Below are 21,363 nucleotides of genomic sequence, written 5' to 3'. Positions count from 1 at the left end.
GCAGCGAAAAGGAAGGAGTGGCAACGATGAATATAGTTGTTGTAGACGACGAGGAACGAATTAGGCTGGGATTATGCAAGCTCATTGAGCAGGCAGGCGAGGAATACCGAATTATTGGCGCATTTGGCAGCGGGCAGGAGCTGCTTGACCAACTGGATCATCTTAATCCCGATTTTGTGCTGACGGATATAAAAATGCCGCAGATGACAGGGCTCCAGCTCATTGCCAAAGTAAAGAAGCTAGGTAAAAATATTAAATTTGCTGTGCTGAGCGGATTTAATGATTTCGAATTTGCCAGAGAATCGCTGCGGCAGGGAGCAGAGGATTATTTGTTGAAGCCAGTAAACCTGGATGAGCTCATTCGCCTGCTCGCCAAGGTGAACAGCAAGGTGAAGCAGGAGCGCAGCCGCAGCCGCCTGGAGTCGGGCGATTTAATCAGCCTGCTGCTTTACGCGGATGAGAAGCAGCTCCCTTCCTATGTCGTGGAGGATGTGTGCGGAACGCTTGATCAGCTGCCCTTGTTTCTCCATCACTACGCGGTGCTGCTATTAACGACTTCCCCTGAGCTGGACGAAGTTCGGTTGGAGCGGTTTATGGCTGACTGGCTGCGTGAGCGAATGATTATTACTGGTGAAGGCGGCAGACGGATTATCCTCATCGCCATTCACGATTCCGACCATGCCGAGACCGTCAGGGAGCTCGCTGTTATACTGCTTCAGCGAATGCCAGCCTTTACGCGTGCAAAAGTAGGCTTTAGCAGCATTTTTCGCGGCAGCAGCTGGCTGACAAATGCTTATAGCGAAGCTTTTTCCGCCTATCAGCATGCTTGGTATAATACGGAGCCGCGCTGGTGCTCCGGCGCTGTTAGCCGTGTTGCACCTGTTGATCATTTGCTGCGTTTGACGCATATTGTGGGCAAGGAGCTGCTGCCGGCACTGCAAATGAATGATTTCGCCTTGGCGCAGACTGCATTTGACAGCTGGCTGCAGGAGGCTGCCGCCCAGCGCATTTGCTGGAAGGAGCTGCAGGAGGCATGCTTTGGCATTAGAGCACTCATTGCCGAGGAGCTGAAAAAACGCAGCGTTCAGCTTGCATATGGGCAGGTGAATATGCCGATCGACCCGGAAGCTAGCGAAAATTGGGAAGCTTTCGCCCAAAGTATGCGGACGGGCATGGAGGAAATTAGCGCCTTGCTAAGCAGCGCGCGATCGGATAATAGAGCTATAGATAAAGTTAAATCGTATATCCAGCAGCATTTTACCGAGGAGCTTGAGCTGCAGCGCCTTGCGGATATTGTATATTTGACGCCAAGCTATTTAAGCAAGCTGTTCAAGACGGAGACGGGCGAGACGATTACCGACTACATGATTTCTGTACGGATTGAGGCAGCAAAGCAGCTGCTGCGGCAGGAGCAGGGGCTGAAAACGTATATGGTCGGTGAGCGGGTAGGGTATGCCGATCCGGCATATTTCACTAAAGTGTTCAAAAAAATGACCGGCCTAACACCGAAGGAATATCGCGATAAAGTTAGGTGAAGAAAGTTAGGTTCCCGTTATCCAAATTGAAGACAATAAAACATAACAAAGACCATTATAATCGGGCCCGGCATCTCCTATAATGATGAAAACGCTAACAACGGTGTTCATTAAAAGAAAGCGAGGGTGGCCTTATGCATCAGTTCTCTTACAAAACGCAGCGATATTTAATTTTGTTCGGGTTTTTGACAATTCCCGTCCTACTGTCGCTGACCTTCTCGTATTACCCGGCCGTATCTTTGCTGTATTACAGCTTGACGGATTGGAGCGGTCTTGGCTGGGATATGAATTTTATTGGCCTCGACAACTACAAGGAGATTTTCACCAAGCCCGAAGTATTCGGAGCACTTAAAAACAATGCTTATTATTTCATCGGTGGTTTAATACAAGTCGTCTTTTCCTTGTATTTTGCCGTCATATTGACTGGCAAGCTGCGGGGACGCAATGGGTTTCGGGTCATTTTGTTTCTGCCCTATGTGCTGCACAGCGTAGCAACGGTCATTATGTTCAAAAACGTTTACCATGTGGAATACGGCTCGCTAAACACGCTCCTTGGGGCCATTGGACTTGAATCATGGCAGCAAAGCTGGCTGGGCGATAAGCATTTGGTCAACTTCTCGCTTGCCTTCATCTCCATGTGGAAGTATATGGGGCTGAACATGGTTATTTTCATCGGCGCCTTGCAGTCGATTCCAGACGATTTGTATGAAGCGGGTTCGATCGATGGCGCATCGGGCTGGCAGAAGTTCAGATTCATCACGCTGCCAAGCATTCGCAAAGTGCTGGAGCTCATGCTTATTTTAACGCTGACAGGAGCGCTTGAAGCATTCGATATTCCTTATGTCATGCTGCTAGGTGCGAACGATACGTCAACCTTCGTCATCAAGACGGTGGATACGGCATTCAAATATCAAAACTTCGGCCTTGCCTCGGCGATGGCGGTTGTGCTGCTATTGATGGTTCTGCTCTTTATCGTTATCCAGCGCAAATTTTTGTTCAAAGGAGGGGAATAGAGGATGGGGCAGAGTAGAGAAGGTTCACCATTATTTACAATTTTCAAATATGTAACGCTGGTTCTTGCGCTGTTCGTCGTCTTATTCCCACTGTACTCCATTGTAACCGGGGCGTTTAAGACACAGGTCGAGTATTATCAATCCGGCCTTGCTTTGCCAGCAAACTTCTTGAATTTTGATAATTTTCAAAAGGTGTTCGACATCGGCAAGCTCGGGCTTGGCTTCCGCAATATTGCGATCATTTTGGTCATCGCTGTAGCGGGCAACATTATGTTCGGCACGATGGTGGCGTACGCGCTGGGAAGATTTGATTTTAAGCTGAAAAAGGGAATTATGGGCATGTACCTCGTGGCCCAAGTCATTCCTATGGTTACGACGCAGGTTGCTACATTTAGCGTCATTAAGTATTTCTCGCTTTACAACACGATGGGGGCGCCAATCATTCTTTATTTGGGAGCCGACGTGCTGCAAATCGTCATCTATTTGCAATTCGTCAACAGTATTCCGAAAGATTTGGACGAAAGCGCAATGATGGAAGGCGCATCGCTGTTTAAAATTTATCGCTCGATTATTTTCCCGCTGCTCGGGCCAGCAACAGCGACGCTCGTTATTTTGAAGACGATCTCGATTTACAATGACTTTTACACGCCTTATCTGTATATGCCAAGCCAGAAGCTAAAGGTTGTATCGACGGCTATTTATGCCTTTGTCGGGCCGAATGCCGCTCAACTGAACGTGATATCCGCGGGCATTTTAATAATTTTCATTCCGACGGTAGCGATTTTCCTCTCGATGCAAAAGTTTATTTTCGCCGGGGTAACGAGCGGTGCGGTCAAATAACAGGGCGATCCAATACAAGGTTAGCGAATTGAAGGGGGAAGCACATTTGCAGCAGTGGAATGAGCAGGTTTTTGGAATGACGTGGGGCTGGACGGGAGTTCGTGGTACGTGGGCGGGGCCTGCGGCGGCGGCTTCCATCGCTGAAATGGCCAAGCTGAACGTTAACTGGACGGCGATTGCGTTCGCAGCAGTTCAAGATACGCCGCAATCGACGGAAATTCCCTATTGGAGCGAGCCGACGGTTAGTGATGAGGAAATACGCTGGGCGATTCGCGAGGCGAAAAGGCACGGCATTAAAGTATGCCTCAAGCCAGTAGTCAATGTTGGAAATGGCACTTGGCGGGCACATATCGGCTTCTTCGACCAGGACACGCCAGGGGAGCCGAGCTGGGGGGAATGGTTCGCTTCCTACGGAAAATTCATTGCCTATTATGCAGCGATAGCCGAGGAAGAGGGCTGCGAAATGTTTTGCATCGGCTGTGAAATGGTCCAGACGGACAAACGCGAGCAGGAATGGCGCGATTTAATTGCTTTGGTACGGACGCTATACAGCGGACCTATTACTTATAACTGCGATAAATATCAGGAAGAGCGAGTGGGCTGGTGGGATGCCGTCGATATTATTTCGTCCAGCGGCTATTATCCGATTGATCAATTCGAGGAGCAGCTTGATCGTATAGAGGCGGGCATTGCGAAGTGGAATAAGCCGTTTTTCTTCATGGAAGCGGGCTGTCCGAGCCGTGATGGCTCGGCTGCAAAGCCGAATGACTGGTCGCTGCCAGGCGCGCCGTCTGAAATCGAGCAGGAGCGTTATTATGAAGCGATGTTTGCTGCTTGTGCCCAGCGCGATTGGATGCTCGGCTACATGCTGTGGGATTGGCCAGCTCAGCTTTACGATGCGAAAGATGCTGCCCGCAACGATGATTATTGCATGTATGGCAAACGTTCGGCAGCGGTCATCCGCGCTTACTATGCCAAGGGACAAGGACAGCCAGTAGGCTAGGGAGGCGAAAGAAAAATGAGCAACGTAACAGGAACGCAATACATGCTGGATTTCGTCCAGTGGCAAAAATCGCTGACGGAGGAAGTGCGCGAGCAAATTCTTGGCTTCTGGATGAAGCATGCGGTAGATGAGAAGAACGGCGGATTTATTGGCCATATGGCAAGCGACGGGTCCATTTCGGAAAATGCAGATAAGGGCCTCGTGCTCAATGCACGGATTTTATGGTCTTTCTCGTCGGCGTACCGCCTTTATAAGGAAGCGCCTTATTTGGAATTGGCAGAGCGGGCACTTGGTGCGCTGCGGGAACATTTTCACGATCAGGAGTATGGCGGTTTGTATTGGATGGTCGATAAGGACGGGCAGCCGGTTCAGACGAAAAAGCAAGTATATGGGCAGGCCTTCGTTATTTATGCGCTAGCGGAATATGTACGGGCTACTGGCAAGCAGGATGTGCTGCCGTGGGCAGAGGAGATTTACAGATTGCTGGAGAAGCATGCCTTTGATCCGGTTCATCTGGGCTATATTGAAGCGCTGGCGCAAAACTGGCAGGAAACGGATGATTTGAGCCTCAGCGGCAAGGATCTCAATGAGCGTAAATCAATGAATACGCATTTGCATGTGCTGGAAGCTTATACGAATTTGTATCGGGTATGGAAGCCGCAAGGGCTTCGCGACAAGCTGAAGACGCTCATTGAGCTGCATTTGGATTACATCATTGATCCGCAAAGTCATCACTTCAAGCTGTTTTTTGATGATGCATGGAACTCCAAATCCCGCCATGTCTCGTATGGCCACGATATTGAAGGAAGCTGGCTGCTGTGGGAGGCGGCTGAAGTGCTGGGCGATAAAGCGCTTGAGGAACGCGTGCGGGAGGCAGCTATTCAAATGGCGCACGTGACGCTTGCCGAGGGCGTAGATGCGGATGGCGGCGTTTATAATGAAGCCGACGGAGACGGACATCTGGATGCAGCGAAGGATTGGTGGCCGCAGGCGGAAGCGATGGTTGGGTTTCTGAATGCTTATGAGCTGACGCAGGAGGAGCGGTATTTGAATGCCGCTTGGGGCAGCTGGCAGTTCATTGCAGCTTGCGTATCCGATAAGGAAACAGGCGAATGGCACTGGCAAGTATCCCGTGAAGGTGTGGCAGACACAAGCTATCCAAAAATCGATCCATGGAAATGTCCGTACCATAACAGCCGGGCTTGCTTTGAAGCTATCGAACGCTTGGAACGAATTAAGATTAATGGCATTAATAATTAATGCGCAAAAATAAAGCAGACATAAATAAGACATGAATAATAAGGAGGCCCTTATGAATCAATGGTTGGAACAGCTTAAAGCAATATCGGATCGGCATGAGCAGCTGCTTCATGCGCCTAATAAACAAGTTCAGCAGTCCAATGGTGTATTTGCAAGATTCGAGCATCCCGTTATTACGAATGAGCACACGCCTCTGTACTGGCGTTATGATTTGGACCCGGAGACTAATCCGTATTTAATGGAGCGAATTGGTGTTAATGCCGCTTTCAATCCGGGAGCCATTGAGCTGGGTGGGAAGTTTTATTTGATGGTTCGGGTAGAGGGTGCTGACCGCAAGTCCTTTTTCGCAGTTGCTGAAAGCGACTCTCCCGCAGAAGGCTTCCGCTTCTGGGATTATCCCGTACTGCTGCCGGAAACGGAAGATCCGGATATAAACGTGTATGATATGCGGCTTGTGAAGCATGAGGATGGCTGGATTTACGGGTTGTTCTGCACCGAGCGCAAAGATCCGGAAGCGCCAGCTGGCGATACGTCAAGCGCGGTTGCCCAAGGCGGCATTGCCCGCACGAAGGATTTGCGCACCTGGGAGCGTCTGCCGGATCTTGCTTCTCCGTCGCCACAGCAGCGAAATGTCGTGCTGCACCCTGAATTTGTCGATGGTAAATATGCCTTTTATACGCGTCCTCAGGACGGCTTTATTAATACAGGCGCAGGTGGCGGCATCGGCTGGGGCTTGTCAGAGAGCATGAACCCAGCTGTCATCGCCGAAGAAACAATCGTCGACAGCAAGCTTTACCACACGATTAAAGAAGTGAAAAATGGACAGGGTCCAGCGCCGCTAAAAACGGCTGAAGGTTGGCTCCATATTGCTCACGGTGTGCGCAATACAGCGGCAGGACTTCGTTACGTCCTGTATGCGTTCATGACGGATTTGAATGATCCGAGCAAAGTTACGTACGCACCAGGTGGTCATTTGCTTGCCCCGGAGGGAATTGAACGGATAGGCGATGTATCCAATGTCGTATTTTGTAATGGCGCTGTCCAGCTTCCGGGCGGCGAAGTGTACATTTATTATGCTTCCTCCGATACAAGAGTACATGTTGCTGCAACGAGTATCGGCCAGCTTGTCGATTATGTGAAGCAAACGCCGCCGGATCATCTGCGTTCCCGGGCAAGCGTCGAGCAGCGCACGGAGCTGATCAGCCGCAATCTCCAATTGATGGAGCAGGCGGAATACGCTTTTCTGCGCCGCAGCTAAGCAAACTAACAAACGTTGACGCTGTTAGCATAATTCATGACAATAAAAACAAAACAGCGTCATATTATTTTGCTTTCATAGCGTATATGATTACGATGTAAGCGATACCAAATATGACTCAGGGGGAAACAAAATGAAAAAAAGCTTGGCTTTATCTTCCGCAATTTTATTGATGACTTCCATTCTCGCTGCCTGCGGCGGCAATAATACGCCGGCCGAAAGCGCTCCAGCAGCCTCTGCTTCGGCAAGCCCTAGCGATTCCGCGGCAAGCCCGGAAGCAAGCGCAGCTAGCGAGCTGAGCGGCAAAATTAAAGTTTTGACGCATCGTACCGATTTTCTCAACGATGGGACGCTAGATAAATACGCAGCAGCTTTTAAAGAAAAATATCCGAAAGCTGAAATTGAGTTTGAAGGCTTGACGAACTATGCGACAGACATCCAAGTTCGCCTAACAACGGGCGAAGCAGGCGACGTATTGATGCTTCCGGCTGGACTTGCCGTTTCGGAATATCCGAAATATTTTGAACCGCTGCCGGATGATTTTTTCACCAATACTTTTTTCGCTGACCTGTCGCTGTTCGATGGCAAACGTTATGGATTGTCGACCGGCGTAAATACGCAAGGGATCGTGTATAACAAAAAAGCTTTTGCAGCAGCAGGCATCGATAAAGTTCCAGCTACGCTTGATGAGCTGTATGCGGATGCGGAAAAGCTGAAAGCTGCAGGCATCATTCCACTTTATATGAACTATGGCGCACAATGGCCAATGGGCAACTGGGGTGACGGCTCTGCATGGTACGTTGCGGGCGATCCGCAGTTTGTATCCAAGCTCGTAACAGATGAAGCACCATTCAAAGTGGACAACGCTTGGGGTATTCTTGCCAATATCGGCCGTACTTTCATTGAAAAAGGCTGGGTTGAAAAAGATCTGTCGACAAACAACTGGGAAATGTCGAAAGGCGAGGTTGCATCGGGTAAAGCGGCTATGTACTTCCTTGGCAACTGGGTCATTCCACAAATCGTAGGCGCTGGCGCATCGTCAGACGACATTGGCTTCTTCCCGCTTCCATACGACAATAGCGGCAAATACAATGCACCGCTTGGTTCGGATTATTTGGTTGGCGTAAGCAAAGACAGCAAAAACAAAGAGCTTGCGACAGCTTGGGTCAACTTCTTCGTGAAAGAGTCCGGTTATGTAGAGCAATCCGGATTCATGCCAATCGACAAGTCGGCACAGTCGACAATTGCTCAATTGGCTGAGTTCCAAGCAACTAACCCAACACTGCTGGAAAGCGAAGCTACAGATCCAAAATTCAATGAAATTGCCAATAAAGCGCAAATCGGCATCGGTACTGGCAACTATGTACAAGAGTATCTGGTTGCTGACGATCTGCAAGCAGCTTTCGACAAGCTGAATGCGAAATGGAAAGAAGCTAAAACAGCTTTGGGCTACTAAGTATAGCAGCTTCCACTAGCTGATTTATCTTAATAGAGCAACACAAGTCATAAACAATATATTTATTAGTGTTAAATTAGCGGTAAAATGCATGGCAACCTTGCTTCGGCGGCTCAGTCCCCGGAGTAAGGTTTCATGTGTTTAGCTGACTTTTTTCATTTTCAGGAGGATACGATGAAAGAGCAATGGACGATTGGGAATTGGAGATTTAAGGAACAAGAGCAGGGAGAATGGCTGCCTGCTGCCGTGCCAGGCTATGTACATACGGATTTAATTCAAAATGGCCGGCTGACAAATCCTTTTTACGGAACGAATGAGAAGGACGCGCAGTGGGTGGACAAAAAAGACTGGGAATACGTATCGAGCTTTCAGCCTTCACCGGAGCAGCTTGCTGGGGCGAAGCAGGATCTCGTGTTCGAGGGCCTCGATACATATGCGGATGTGTATTTGAATGGTTCACATGTACTGGCGGCAGATAATATGTTTCGTACGTGGAGAGTTGATGTTACGGACAGGTTGACAGCTGGCGACAATGAGCTGCGTATTTTGTTCCGCTCGCCGATTAAAGAAGATTTGCCGAAGCTGGCTCAGCTTGGTTATGCGCTGCCGGCACCAAATGATCAATCCGAAGTAGGCGGACTTGACGATAAGAAGATTAGCGTATTTGCCCGTAAAGCCCCCTACCACTACGGCTGGGACTGGGGCCCGCGTTTCGTAACGAGCGGTATTTGGCGTCCCGTATATTTGGAGGGCTGGTCCTATGTCCGGATTACCGATGTATACATCCGTCAGGATGAGGTGCGGGCAGAGCTAGCGAAGCTTACAGCCGTCATTGAACTGGAGGCTGAGCGCGAATGCGATGTCCTGCTGAAGCTGGCAGCATCCGATAATGGCATGTTCAGCGGGCATTCTGCTTCTTTAGCCGCAGGCAAACAGATGATTGAAATTCCGTTTGAAGTTGAAAATCCGCGCCTATGGTGGTGCAGAGGTCTGGGCGAGCCGGAACTGTACACGTTCCAGATCGAATGCTGGCATAGCAATAACGAAGTTCGATATGATTCGCAAAAGGTAACGACGGGACTTCGCACAATCCGGCTCGTTAGGCAGCAGGGCGATGTCGGCACTTCCTTTTATATGGAGCTGAATGGGGTTCAGGTTTTCGCCAAAGGCGCGAATCATATTCCAAATGACAGCTTTACGACGAGAGTCGGCTACGACCGTTATAAACATGAAATCGTAAGCGCCGTACAATCAAATATGAACATGCTTCGTGTCTGGGGCGGGGGCTTTTACGAGGAAAAAGCCTTCTATGAGTTGTGTGATCAATATGGCCTCCTCGTGTGGCAGGATTTCATGTTTGCATGCAGCATGTATCCGGGTGACGAAGCGTTTCTGCGCAGCGTGCAGCTGGAAGCTGAAGATAACATTAGGCGTCTGCGCAATCATCCGTCGATCGCCCTATGGTGCGGCAATAATGAAATCGATACCGCATGGTCGCATTATATTCCAGATGGCGGCTGGGGCTGGAAAAAATCGTACACGCAGGAGCAGCAAACGAAACTATGGGCAGACTATGAGGCGATTTTCCATCGCATTTTGCCAGAAGCTGTAGCGTCCTTGACGGTAGGAATCGATTATTGGCCTTCCTCGCCAATGGTTGATTTGACCGGCGACCTTACGCAGCACTCGGATTCTTCCTCGATTAGCGGAGATATTCATTATTGGGGCGTCTGGCATAATGTAGAGCCATTCGAAAACTATAATCGCTACGTCGGGCGCTTCATGAGCGAATATGGCTTCCAGTCGTTCCCGGAATACAAATCGGTGCGCAGCTATGCGGAAGAGGCGGATATGGAGCTGGAATCCACAGTCATGCTCGCCCATCAGAAAAATGGCGCCGGCAACCGACTCATTAAGCAATATATGGAGATGTATATGTCCGAGCCGAAGGATTTCCCTTCGTTTTTGTATATGAGCCAAATATTGCAGGCAGAGGCGATGAAAACGGCTATTGAAGCACATCGCCGCCGCAAGCCGTATTGCATGGGCTCCTTGTATTGGCAGATGAATGATTGCTGGCCTGTAGCCTCCTGGGCGGGCATGGATTATTACGGTCGCTGGAAGGCGCTGCAATATTATGCAGCACGAAGCTTCGCAGACTGCCTGCTGTCGGTAGACGATCGCAAGGAAGCAGGGGAAATCAGCTTCCACATCGTATCAGATCAGCTTGTTCCCGTACGAGGCCAGCTGCGCCTGCGCCTGTACAGCTTTAGCGGTGAGCTGCTGGGCGAGCAAAGTACTCCTGTCCGCGTAACAGCAAATACTGCGGCTAATGTGCTGACGCTTCAGCGCTCCGAGCTGCTTGGAGCTGCCGACACCGCGGCAAGCGTATTGCTGGCAGAGCTGCTGGATGAAGCAGATGGCCACACTCTGGCAAGCGAGCTGCATTATTTTGAGGCAATGAAGGACATTACGCTGGCACAGGCCGAGCTCAAAATAACAGAGTCCGAGCACAACGGCGTTGCACAGTGGACGCTGGAGACGAATACGCTGGCCAAAGGCGTCTGGCTGACATGTGAGCGTGAAGGCCGCTTCAGTGATAATTTCTTTGATTTGCTGCCAGGCACGGTGAAAACGGTCACGTTTATACCGCATGAACTGGGAGATTTCAACGCAGGTGCAAGCACGGGCGGAACAGAGCAGGATAGCCGCGTGACGGCCCGTTCAATGGTCGATTTTATTGTTCAAGCGAATGAATAAATAGCCTGAGCAAAAAAATAGCGGCGTTTTTTTTAAAAAAAGAGATGACAGAATGAAGCGCTTTCAGCTATAATGGCTGCATAAGGTTTAAATTTCAATACCGCGTCATGTAAATTGCCCGTTCATTGGCGATTGCAAGCGCGGTTCATTTTCACCAAGTTAAGCGCTATACCTAATCGCTTTTTCATAAAATAGATTAACGGATAGCAAGCTACGCCATGGAAAGGATTTGTGATCATTCGATGTCGATTTATTTTCAAGCAGAGGAAAGTGCACAGCATCGTTTTGGCGACAAAGATACCGCTATTTTGAAGCTGCTGGCCGACCGTTATGTGGGTGCGAATCCGCAGGCAGGATTTATTTTCCGCGCTTTCAACAAAAATGGCGTTTTGCAAAATGCAGAGGGACTGTATGAGCTGGATCTTGCTTCACGGTTTCCTGAGGCAAAACCTGGGCAGCTGAGCTATGGAGCAGGGCTCGTATGGAGCGATGAGGAGCGCAGCTTGGATATTAATGTACGCTGCCTTGGTCCTGTGAGACTGTATTTCAATGGCGAGCTAGTTTTTCGTTCGAATGTAATAGAGGAAATTAGCCCGGATGCAACGGTTAAGCTGAGTCTAGTATTTGCAAAGGGCTGGAACAGCTTATGGCTGTCGATGACTTGCACGCCAGCGGGCTTCGGCTGTCAAATCGGCTCCGACGAGGCCAAAGTAAGGATCATGAATGTTCGTGCACCATTCGAGGAGCGTTATGGGCAGTCGGGATGGATTTTCTCGCAGCCGGTTGATTCAGCCCTTGAGGCCGGCAAGCGGGTAGAAGTGGCGCAGCCGGATTTAATGGGATCACAGCAGCAGGAGCCGGGTCTGGACTGGCTGCCGGTTATCGATTGGACAGAGGAGGAGCGCAGCCTTGGCCAGCTGGAGCGGATTTTCGGAGAGCAGCATGGCAAAGCTGCCTATGCGTGGACGACATTGTATCAGCCGCAGCCTGGGAAACAAGCAGTCGTGCTTGAAGGCGAGTCCTCTGGCGAGCTTACCTTGTGGCTTGAAGGAAAACAGGTAGGTGAAAGCACAGCGGCAGGATCGTTTCGCATTGAGCTTTTGCTGGAAGCTGGCAAGCATCATTTCGTAGCTCGCAGCGTGTGCGGCCAGCAGTCTTGGGGCTTTGAGCTGACGGCGGCTAACGCCAATGATGGCAGCGCTGTCACAATGAGCCTGCCGCAGCAAGTGCATGGTTCGGGAGCAGGACAATGGCTATATGTCGGGCCGTTTGAAGCTGGGGCGGCTAACCCTACATGGGAGCAGCTTGTTCGCACGGATTGCCTATATGCTCTAAACAAGGCATCGCAGCCTGTTCAGCAGGGACAGATGTTGCACACCTACTGGCAGCTCGACCAACCGAACACTTGGGTACGTCCTTATTACGAAAATGCCATGCTAAGCAATAAATGGACAGTCGGTACGGTATCCAATTATGCGCGGTGGGATTATCCGCTTGGCGTCACGATATACGGCTTGCTGCAAACCGGTCGTTTTCTGGATCGTCCAGATATCGTCAGCTATGCGACTCAGCATGTTGAGGCATGTACGGAAATGTACGACTATTCCTTCTGGGATCGTGAGCAATATGGGTTCCCAGCCATTAATCAGCAGCTCGTCATGATGAAAATGCTCGATAATTGCGGCTCATTCGGCTCGGCTATGCTGGAGTCTAGACAAGGGCTCGCTACTGCAAGCGTAGAGCCAATTGCCGAGCGCATCGCTGATTTTATGCTAAATAAGCTGGAGCGCAAGCCCGATGGCGCATTTTATCGCACCTGCGAGGGCGAGTATGCTGCCAATACGATGTGGGCCGATGATTTGTACATGAGTACGCCATTTCTGTGCCGCTATGCTCGCTTAACGGGCAATCGGGAGGCGCTGGATGAAGCGGCGAAGCAATTTTTGCGCTTCAAAAACTATTTGTTTATGCCCGGTGAGAAGCTAATGTCCCATGTGTATGATTTTAAATATGACAGGGCGACAGGCATCCCTTGGGGGCGGGGCAATGGCTGGACGATTTTTTCACTGACAGAAGTGCTGGAAGCTTTGCCTGCGGCTCATGAGCTGCGCGATGAACTGCTGGACTTCTTTAATGAGCTATGCGAAGGCTATGCCGCTCGTCAATCAGATCGCGGCTTATGGCATCAGGTAGTCAATCGTCCAGATACTTATTTGGAGGCGTCCTGCACGGCAATGTTTGCTTATGGCTTCGCTCGGGGCGTTCGCTTCGGCTGGGTGAAGCAGCCAGCCGCTATCACGAATGCTGCGTTCCGCGCCTGGGACGGCTTGACGCGTTACGCCATTGACCGGCAGGGCAATGTGCATGGCGTATGCAGCGGCTCGCGCTACGCTTTCACAGCGGATTATTATGATCAGGATTTGCGGACGGTTGTCAACGACAATCACGGTATCGGCATTATGATGCTTGCCGGCACAGAAGTTGCCAAGCTGAAGCGGCATTTGCAAACGCAAACAAACGACGATAACGCAAAATAAGATGTGGTAAAAGCAAGGCCAAAAGAAAAAACTTGTCAGCGGCTCTATGTTGTAGTAGCCTATGGGTGAAGCGCTTAATCTAAAACATTAGGCGCCATTCCTCTGGTGAGTTAAGCGCTTAATCCAAAGCGTAAAACGAGCAGAAGGCAACTTATTATAACTGTGGTGAAAAGGATAAAATCATACATTTGCGATAGGAGGAAATGGGCATGACGACGATTCGACTGACGATGGCGCAAGCGCTGCTGCGGTTTCTGGATCAGCAATACATTTCGGTAGATGGCGAGGAAACGAAGTTCGTTGAAGGGGTATTCGGCATCTTCGGTCATGGCAATGTGACCGGCATGGGAGAGGCGCTGGAAAGAAGCGCAGGCCGCTTAACCTTTATTCAAGGCAAAAACGAGCAGGGCATGGTGCATACAGCAGCAGCCTTCGCCAAGCAGCGTAACCGCAAGCAGATTTATGCCTGCACGACCTCGATTGGCCCAGGTGCCCTGAACATGGTAACGGCTGCGGCAACAGCGACCGTTAATCGCATTCCGGTGCTGCTGCTGCCCGGCGATAACTTCGCTTCGCGCCAGCCGGACCCGGTGCTGCAACAGCTTGAGGTAAGCAGCGACTATACCCTTTCGGCTACGGATTCCTTCAAGGCCGTCAGCCGTTACTGGGACCGCATCGTTCGTCCAGAGCAGCTGATTACCGCAGCGCTGCAAGCGATGCGCGTGCTCACAGATCCGGCAGAGACTGGAGCGGTTACGCTCGCGCTGCCGCAGGATGTGCAGGCGGAGGCTTATGACTATCCAGAAAGCTTCTTTGCAAAACGCGTGCATTATGTTGACCGCCGCGAACCGACGAAAGATGCGGTAGCCCGTGCAGCAGAGCGCATTGCAGCGAGCAAGCATCCGCTTATCGTAGCAGGAGGCGGCGTCTTGTATGCGTCTGCGACCTCCGAGCTGCAAGCCTTCGCCGAAGCTTTCGGCATTCCGGTTACGGAAACGCAGGCCGGAAAAAGCGCATTCGATTGGCGCCATCCGCTGTATGCAGGAGCCATTGGCGTCACCGGCGCGCTGGCAGCGAATGAATGGGCCAAACAGGCTGATCTGGTTATTGGCGTCGGCACGCGCTACTCGGATTTTACAACCGCCTCCAAGTCCGCATACGCGAACCCGGATGTGCAGTTTATCAACATTAACTTAAATGGCGCTGACGCAGCGAAGCTGGGCGGTGAAGCGGTAATTGCCGATGCCCGAACTGGTTTGCAAGCGCTGCAAAGTGCGCTGCAAGCAGCGAATTACAAGAGCAGCTACACCGATGCGGAAGTGGCGCAGCGCAAAGCGGCTTGGGATGCAGAGGTTGATCGTCTTTATAAGGAAGAGCATGAAGGCGGCTTCTCCCAAACCCGCGCGCTCGGCGTTATTAATGAAACGATTGATTCGTCTTCCGTCGTCGTTGGCGCTGCCGGAAGCCTGCCCGGCGATTTGCACCGCTTATGGCGTTCGACCGAGCCGAAAACATATCATATGGAATATGGTTTTTCCTGCATGGGCTACGAAGTTAGCGGCGCTTTCGGAGCAGCACTCGCCGAGCCGCAGCGCGAGGTGTATGCGATGGTTGGCGATGGCAGCTACTTGATGCTGCATTCCGAGCTGGTGACGAGCTTGCAGGAACAGCGCAAGTTTACGATATTGCTTTTTGACAATCATGGGTTCCAGTGTATTCATAACTTGCAGCGCGAGCATGGCAGTGATGGCTTCGGCAATGAGTTCCGCTACCGCGAAGCGAGCACAGGCAGATATACCGGACAGCCGCTGCCGATTGATTTTGCTGCCCATGCCCGCAGTCTTGGGGCCAGTGCATACAAAGCAACCAATGCGGAGGAGCTGCGTGAGGCTTTGCTTCTGGCGAAACAGGAAGAGCGCACGACGCTGATCGAAATTAGCGTATTGCCGGGCACGAACTCCGGCGGCTATGAATCCTGGTGGCATGTTGGCGTTCCTGCTGTATCAGAGAGCGACAAAGTTCTCAAGGCGCATGAAGCGATGCAGGCAAAGCTCAGCAAGGCAAAGCAGCTGTAACAGGTTGATCCTATTTTTGAATAAGGAGCTGGGGTAAGCGATGAAGCCATTTACATTTTCACTCGGCATTCACCCGATTAACTGGGTTGGCGAGGATGTACGGGAGCATGGGGCGGATACGACCTATGAGCAGATTTTGGATGATATTCAGCGGCTGGGGCTGACCGGAACGGAAATGGGGCGCAAATATCCGGCCGACACTGCCGTATTGCGCGAGGAATTGGGCAAGCGAGGCATTCAGCTCGTGTCCCAGTGGAAATCGGTGCTGTTCTCTGATCCCGCTTACCGCGAGGCTGAGCTTGAGGGCTACCGAAAGCATGCCGAGTTTTTGCAAAGCATGGGGAGCAAGGTCATTAGCACGGCTGAGGTTGGCGGCTCGCTGCATTTTGATCCGCGGCGTACGCCGAATGAGACGGAAGTGCTGCGGCTGGATGAAGCGGGCTGGCAGTCGCTGGCGACAGGCCTTAACGCTGCCGGAAAAATAGCGGCTGAATACGGCTTAAAGCTGGCTTACCATCATCATGGCGGAACCGTAGTTGAGCAGCCGGAGGAAATCGACAAGCTGATGGAGCTGACGGACCCGGCCTATGTGCACCTGTTGTTTGATACAGGTCATGCTTATTATGGCGGAGCGAAGCCGCTGGATGTGCTGAATAAACATTATGACCGCATCGCATATATTCATTTGAAAGATATTCGCCAGTCAGTACTCGATGAAGCCCGCTCAGAGCAGGCCGATTTCGTCACTTGTATTCGCAAAGGCGTATTTACGGTGCCGGGTGACGGCTGCCTTGATTTTGCGCCAGTTATTCAGGAGCTCACGGCTCGCGGCTATAACGGCTGGGCGATGCTTGAAGGCGAACAGGACCCTGCGACTCATAATCCATATGAATATGCGAAGAAAGCGATTCGTTACTTAACTTCGTTAAGGTGAAACGGCTGTCACCGTCCTTTGGCGGCTAAGCTACCGTTTCGAAGGTGAAATATAAGCAGATGATACGTGTGAAACTTATACATGCTTATATTTTAAATAAATCTAATTAAGTATTTCATAACATTAAATAACTTTAGGAGGTGGGCCCTCGAATGGCTTATATCACTTATGACGCAGCGAAGCCCCTGGATTTTACGGCCATTGGCCGCTTGTGCATCGATCTGAACGCGAATGAAGTTAATCGCCCGATGGAAGAGACCATGACGTTTACCAAATACGTTGGAGGCTCTCCGGCGAATATTGCGATTGGCATGTCCCGTCTCGGGATGAAAACATCGTTTATCGGCAAGGTTGCCGATGACCAAATGGGCCGTTTTATTACGACGTATTTGGAAAATAATCAAATTGCCACCTCGGGCGTCGTTACGGATGACAGCGGTGCAGTGACAGGGCTTGCTTTTACCGAAATTAAAAGTCCGTCGGAATGCAGCATCTTAATGTACCGCGACAACGTCGCTGACCTGTTGCTTAAGCCGCAGGAGGTTAGCGAAGAGCTGATTGCCCAGTCTAAAATGCTCCTTATCTCGGGTACGGCGCTGGCGCAAAACCCTTCACGCGAAGCGGTGTTCCTGGCCATCGATTATGCCCGCAAGCATGGCGTCGTTATTGCCTTTGATCTTGACTACCGTCCATATACGTGGAACTCGCCGGAGGAAACGGCGATCTATTACAACCTGGCTGCTGAAAAATGCGATATTATTATGGGTACTAGAGAAGAATTTGACAATATGGAAACATTCGAGCCTAATCCGGAGCGTGATGACCATGTGACCGCAGCGAAATGGTTTAATTATGCCGCACAAATTGTCATTATCAAGCATGGCAAGGACGGCTCCATTGCTTACACGAAGGATGGCGCTTCGCACCGGGCCAAAAGCTTCCCTGCCAAAGTCATTAAAACGTTCGGAGCAGGCGATTCGTATGCGGCAGGCTTTTTGTACGGCAGCATGCAGGGCTGGTCGATTGAGAAAAGCATGGAGTTCGGCAGCGCCGCTGCTTGTATCGTCATTTCCAGCCACAGCTGCTCTGACGCTATGCCGTCCGCCGAGCAGGTTCAAGACTATATTGACCGCTGCAACCGCGGCGAAATCATCATTTAATTTTAAAACAGAGAGGATTGAGTGGATATGACAGCAACATTAAGCAATTGGATTGGTGGAAAATGGGTAGCCTCCGTATCACAGCAGACAGAAGCCGTTTACAATCCGGCAACGGAAGAGGTGCTGGCTTATGTGCCGCTATCTTCGAATGAAGATGTGGAGCAGGCTGTAGCCAATTCGAAGGAAGCATTCACTTCATGGAGCCGCACACCTGTACCGAAACGGGCACGCGTATTGTTCAAATACCAGCAGTTGCTCGTTGATCACTGGGAAGAGCTGGCACAGCTTGTAACGAAAGAAAACGGCAAAAGCTACGCCGAAGCTTATGGCGAAGTGCTGCGCGGCATTGAATGCGTTGAATTTGCGGCGGGTGCGCCTAATCTGATGATGGGCAAGCAGCTTCCTGACATTGCGACTGGACTAGAATCTGGCATGTACCGCTATCCGATTGGCGTAATCGGCGGTATTACACCGTTTAACTTCCCTATGATGGTGCCGTGCTGGATGTTCCCGCTTGCGATCGCCTGCGGCAATACGTTTGTGCTCAAGCCATCGGAGCGGACGCCGCTGCTCGCGAATCGTCTTGCTGAGCTTTTTCAGGAAGCGGGTCTTCCGGATGGCGTGCTGAACATCGTTCACGGTGCGCATGATGTCGTTAACGGCTTGCTGAAGCATCCCGATGTAAAAGGCATTTCCTTCGTTGGCTCGCAGCCGGTAGCGGAGTATGTCTATCGCACAGGAACGGCGGAAGGCAAACGCGTTCAAGCGCTCGCTGGCGCGAAAAACCATTCTATCGTTATGCCGGATGCCGACCTTGATCTGACGGTTAAAGAAATTACGAACGCTGCCTTCGGCTCGGCAGGCGAGCGCTGCATGGCTTGTGCGGTTGTCGTCGCTGTCGGTGACGTGGCTGACAAACTCGTAGCCAAGCTTCTGCAAACAGCGGATTCGCTAACGATTGGCAACGGTTTGGAGGAAGGTATTTTCCTCGGTCCGGTCATTCGTGGACCACATAAAGAGCGGACGCTTCGCTATATTGAAATCGGCGAGCAGGAAGGCGCACAGCTGCTGCGCGACGGACGCAAAGATGCTGCGGCTGCGGCAGATGCGAAGGGCTATTTTGTCGGCCCGACCTTGTTTGACGGCGTACAGAAGGAAATGACGATCTGGAAAGATGAGATTTTCGCTCCGGTACTGGCGATTGCACGGGTTGCGACGCTGGAAGAAGCGATTGAGCTTGCCAATGCGTCGGAGTTTGCAAATGGCGCCTGCCTATTCACGAAGGATGGCAGCAACGTCCGTACATTCCGCGAAACGATTGAAGCGGGCATGCTCGGCGTCAACCTTGGCGTACCAGCGCCAATGGCGTTCTTCCCTTTCTCTGGATGGAAAAAATCATTCTACGGCGATCTGCATGCCAACGGCACAGATGGCGTCGAATTTTATACGCGCAAAAAAATGGTGACCGCTCGTTGGTAGCCTGATAGGTAGCTTATTGAAAAACGGATAATCGCATAAAGGAGACCAATCAAAATGGTACAAAAAATTAAAATCGGCATTATCGGCGCAGGCCGCATCGGAAAAATCCATGCCGACAACTTGCTGCGGCTCCCGCAGGTGGAAATTGCCGCAATCAGCGATTTGTTCGCAAACGCGGAGCTGGAAGCATGGGCTGCTGAACGCGGCATCGCTACCGTTACGAAAGACAGCGCTGCGCTTATCGCAGACCCAGCAATTGACGCCATTTTCATTTGCTCTTCAACAGATACACATGTGCCGCTTATTAAACAAGCTGCGGAAGCAGGCAAGCATATTTTTTGCGAGAAACCGGTCAGCATGACGCTTTCACAAACAGAGGAAGCAGTCGAAGCGGTACAGAAAGCGGGCGTAAAGCTGCAAATCGGCTTTAACCGCCGCTTTGACCACAACTTTAAACGGATTCGCGAGCATGTGGAACAGGGAACGATTGGCGAGACGCATATTATAAAAATTACGTCGCGCGATCCGAACCCGCCTCATAAAGATTACATCAAGGTGTCCGGCGGTATTTTCATGGATATGATGATTCATGATTTTGATATGGCCAGATTTTTGGCAGGCAGCGAGGTTGAGGAAGTTTTTGCGCAAGGCAATGTTCTCATTGATCCTGTATTCGCGGAATGCGATGATCTCGATACTGCGATTGTGACGCTGCGCTTTCAAAACGGGGCGCTTGGCGTAATCGACAACAGCCGTCAAGCCGTATATGGCTACGATCAGCGTGTCGAGGTATTCGGCTCCAAGGGCAGTGCCGCCGCAACGAATGATCACCCGAATACAGCGGAAATTAGCACAGCCGAGGGCATTGTGCGGGATAAGCCGCTGCACTTCTTCCTTGAACGTTACAATGCTGCTTATGTAGAGGAAACCCAGTTGTTTATCGAAGCGCTGCTGCTGGATAAGAAGGTAAAGGTCGATGGTCACGATGCGCTGCAAGCCGAGCGGATTGCAAGAGCGGCGAAGCTGTCAGTAAAGCTTAGACGGCCAGTGAAGCTAAGCGAGCTGCACGAGCTTACGTAAGTAGACGGATACAAGAAAGGTTGTGTGCGCAAGTGTCTGATTTAATCGTAAAACCAAGCGCTGCTCCGGGCGAGCAGGGCGAGCTCATGAACATAACGCCGCAAAGCGCAGGATGGGAGTATGTTGGTTTTCGCATCGTCCATCTGGAGCCGGGCGAGCAGCTTAAGCAGAATACGGCTGAAAATGAAGTATGCCTCGTGCTGCTGAGCGGACGCGCGGATGTGCGCACTCAGAAAGAAGAGTGGAGCAACATCGGCCAGCGGATGAGCGTATTTGAGAAAATTCCGCCATATTCGGTTTACGTGCCCAATGATGATTTTTATGAAATTGAAGCCGTAACTGCGCTGGATATCGCCATTTGCTCTGCTCCTGGCCAAGGCCAGCATCAAGCGAGACTGATTGCCCCGGATGCTGTAGGTGTAGAGCAGCGCGGATATGGCAATTTGGAGCGGCAAATCCATAATATTTTGCCAGAAACAGCGCCAGCGGACAGCCTGCTCGTCGTTGAAGTGTTTACGCCAAGCGGACACTGGTCCAGCTACCCGCCGCATAAGCATGACCGGGATGCGCTGCCGGAAGAATCGCTGCTGGAGGAAACGTATTATTTTCGCGTAGAGCCTGAGCAGGGCTTCGCCATTCAACGTGTGTATACGGACGACCGCTCGCTTGACGAGACGCTTGTCATTCGCAATGGGGAAGCGGTTCTCGTGCCGCGCGGCTACCACCCTGTAAGTGCGCCTCCTGGCTATGAGGTGTATTATTTAAACGTGATGGCTGGACCTACCCGCATTTGGAAATTTCATAATGATCCGGACCATGCCTGGATTATGACGACGCCTGCTGAAGATACGGCTAAAGCCTAGAAAGCAGCGCCGTTTTACAAGGGCAACAACTAATAGTAGAAACCAGCTTTCGTTTTGCGGAGGCTGGTTTCTATCATTTTAAGCCAATTACACCAATTTCATTGCAAGAT

Annotated in this window: 15 protein-coding genes; all 15 read left to right on the top strand. The window is 51.1% G+C overall.

The window, feature by feature from the left end; genetic code table 11:
- The first annotated feature begins 26 nt into the window (after window positions 1–26).
- Window positions 27–1,535 carry a response regulator transcription factor gene (locus AC6B99_RS12530; protein WP_496663463.1) on the top strand — a complete coding sequence of 503 codons (1,509 nt, stop codon included), beginning with the start codon at window positions 27–29 and terminating at the stop codon, window positions 1,533–1,535.
- 134 nt (window positions 1,536–1,669) lie between these two features.
- Window positions 1,670–2,548, top strand: a complete 879-nt coding sequence (locus AC6B99_RS12525) for a carbohydrate ABC transporter permease (protein WP_056040451.1) — start codon at window positions 1,670–1,672, stop codon at window positions 2,546–2,548.
- A gap of 3 nt (window positions 2,549–2,551) precedes the next feature.
- Window positions 2,552–3,388 carry a carbohydrate ABC transporter permease gene (locus AC6B99_RS12520; protein WP_056040449.1) on the top strand — a complete coding sequence of 279 codons (837 nt, stop codon included), beginning with the start codon at window positions 2,552–2,554 and terminating at the stop codon, window positions 3,386–3,388.
- Window positions 3,389–3,464: 76 nt separating this feature from the next.
- A complete protein-coding gene (locus AC6B99_RS12515) occupies window positions 3,465–4,391 on the top strand; it encodes a glycoside hydrolase family 113 (RefSeq protein ID WP_496663492.1) in 927 nt (308 codons plus the stop codon).
- A gap of 15 nt (window positions 4,392–4,406) precedes the next feature.
- Entirely contained in the window at window positions 4,407–5,651 is a 1,245-nt protein-coding gene (locus tag AC6B99_RS12510) for an AGE family epimerase/isomerase (RefSeq protein WP_496663462.1), read from the top strand.
- Between the two features lie 52 nt (window positions 5,652–5,703).
- Window positions 5,704–6,909 (top strand): glycoside hydrolase family 130 protein, encoded by a 1,206-nt coding sequence (locus tag AC6B99_RS12505; protein WP_099520321.1) that lies wholly within the window; start codon window positions 5,704–5,706, stop codon window positions 6,907–6,909.
- 133 nt (window positions 6,910–7,042) lie between these two features.
- On the top strand, window positions 7,043–8,365 hold the full coding sequence (locus AC6B99_RS12500) for an ABC transporter substrate-binding protein (RefSeq protein WP_056040445.1): 1,323 nt from the start codon (window positions 7,043–7,045) through the stop codon (window positions 8,363–8,365).
- Window positions 8,366–8,539: 174 nt separating this feature from the next.
- Entirely contained in the window at window positions 8,540–11,125 is a 2,586-nt protein-coding gene (locus AC6B99_RS12495) for a beta-mannosidase (protein ID WP_496663461.1), read from the top strand.
- Between the two features lie 218 nt (window positions 11,126–11,343).
- Entirely contained in the window at window positions 11,344–13,662 is a 2,319-nt protein-coding gene (locus AC6B99_RS12490; protein WP_494860297.1) for a glycoside hydrolase family 88 protein, read from the top strand.
- A gap of 209 nt (window positions 13,663–13,871) precedes the next feature.
- A complete protein-coding gene (gene iolD / locus AC6B99_RS12485; protein ID WP_496663460.1) occupies window positions 13,872–15,737 on the top strand; it encodes a 3D-(3,5/4)-trihydroxycyclohexane-1,2-dione acylhydrolase (decyclizing) in 1,866 nt (621 codons plus the stop codon).
- 40 nt (window positions 15,738–15,777) lie between these two features.
- On the top strand, window positions 15,778–16,671 hold the full coding sequence (gene iolE, locus AC6B99_RS12480) for a myo-inosose-2 dehydratase (RefSeq protein WP_496663459.1): 894 nt from the start codon (window positions 15,778–15,780) through the stop codon (window positions 16,669–16,671).
- 152 nt (window positions 16,672–16,823) lie between these two features.
- Window positions 16,824–17,831 carry a 5-dehydro-2-deoxygluconokinase gene (iolC, locus tag AC6B99_RS12475; protein ID WP_056040435.1) on the top strand — a complete coding sequence of 336 codons (1,008 nt, stop codon included), beginning with the start codon at window positions 16,824–16,826 and terminating at the stop codon, window positions 17,829–17,831.
- 27 nt (window positions 17,832–17,858) lie between these two features.
- A complete protein-coding gene (locus AC6B99_RS12470; protein WP_496663458.1) occupies window positions 17,859–19,310 on the top strand; it encodes a CoA-acylating methylmalonate-semialdehyde dehydrogenase in 1,452 nt (483 codons plus the stop codon).
- A gap of 54 nt (window positions 19,311–19,364) precedes the next feature.
- Window positions 19,365–20,390 carry an inositol 2-dehydrogenase gene (gene iolG, locus AC6B99_RS12465; RefSeq protein WP_056040431.1) on the top strand — a complete coding sequence of 342 codons (1,026 nt, stop codon included), beginning with the start codon at window positions 19,365–19,367 and terminating at the stop codon, window positions 20,388–20,390.
- Window positions 20,391–20,422: 32 nt separating this feature from the next.
- A complete protein-coding gene (iolB, locus tag AC6B99_RS12460) occupies window positions 20,423–21,253 on the top strand; it encodes a 5-deoxy-glucuronate isomerase (protein WP_496663457.1) in 831 nt (276 codons plus the stop codon).
- The last annotated feature ends 110 nt before the right edge of the window (window positions 21,254–21,363 follow it).

It is taken from the genome of Paenibacillus liaoningensis (genome assembly GCF_059609455.1).
This window is presented reverse-complemented; position numbering and strand designations above follow the sequence as displayed.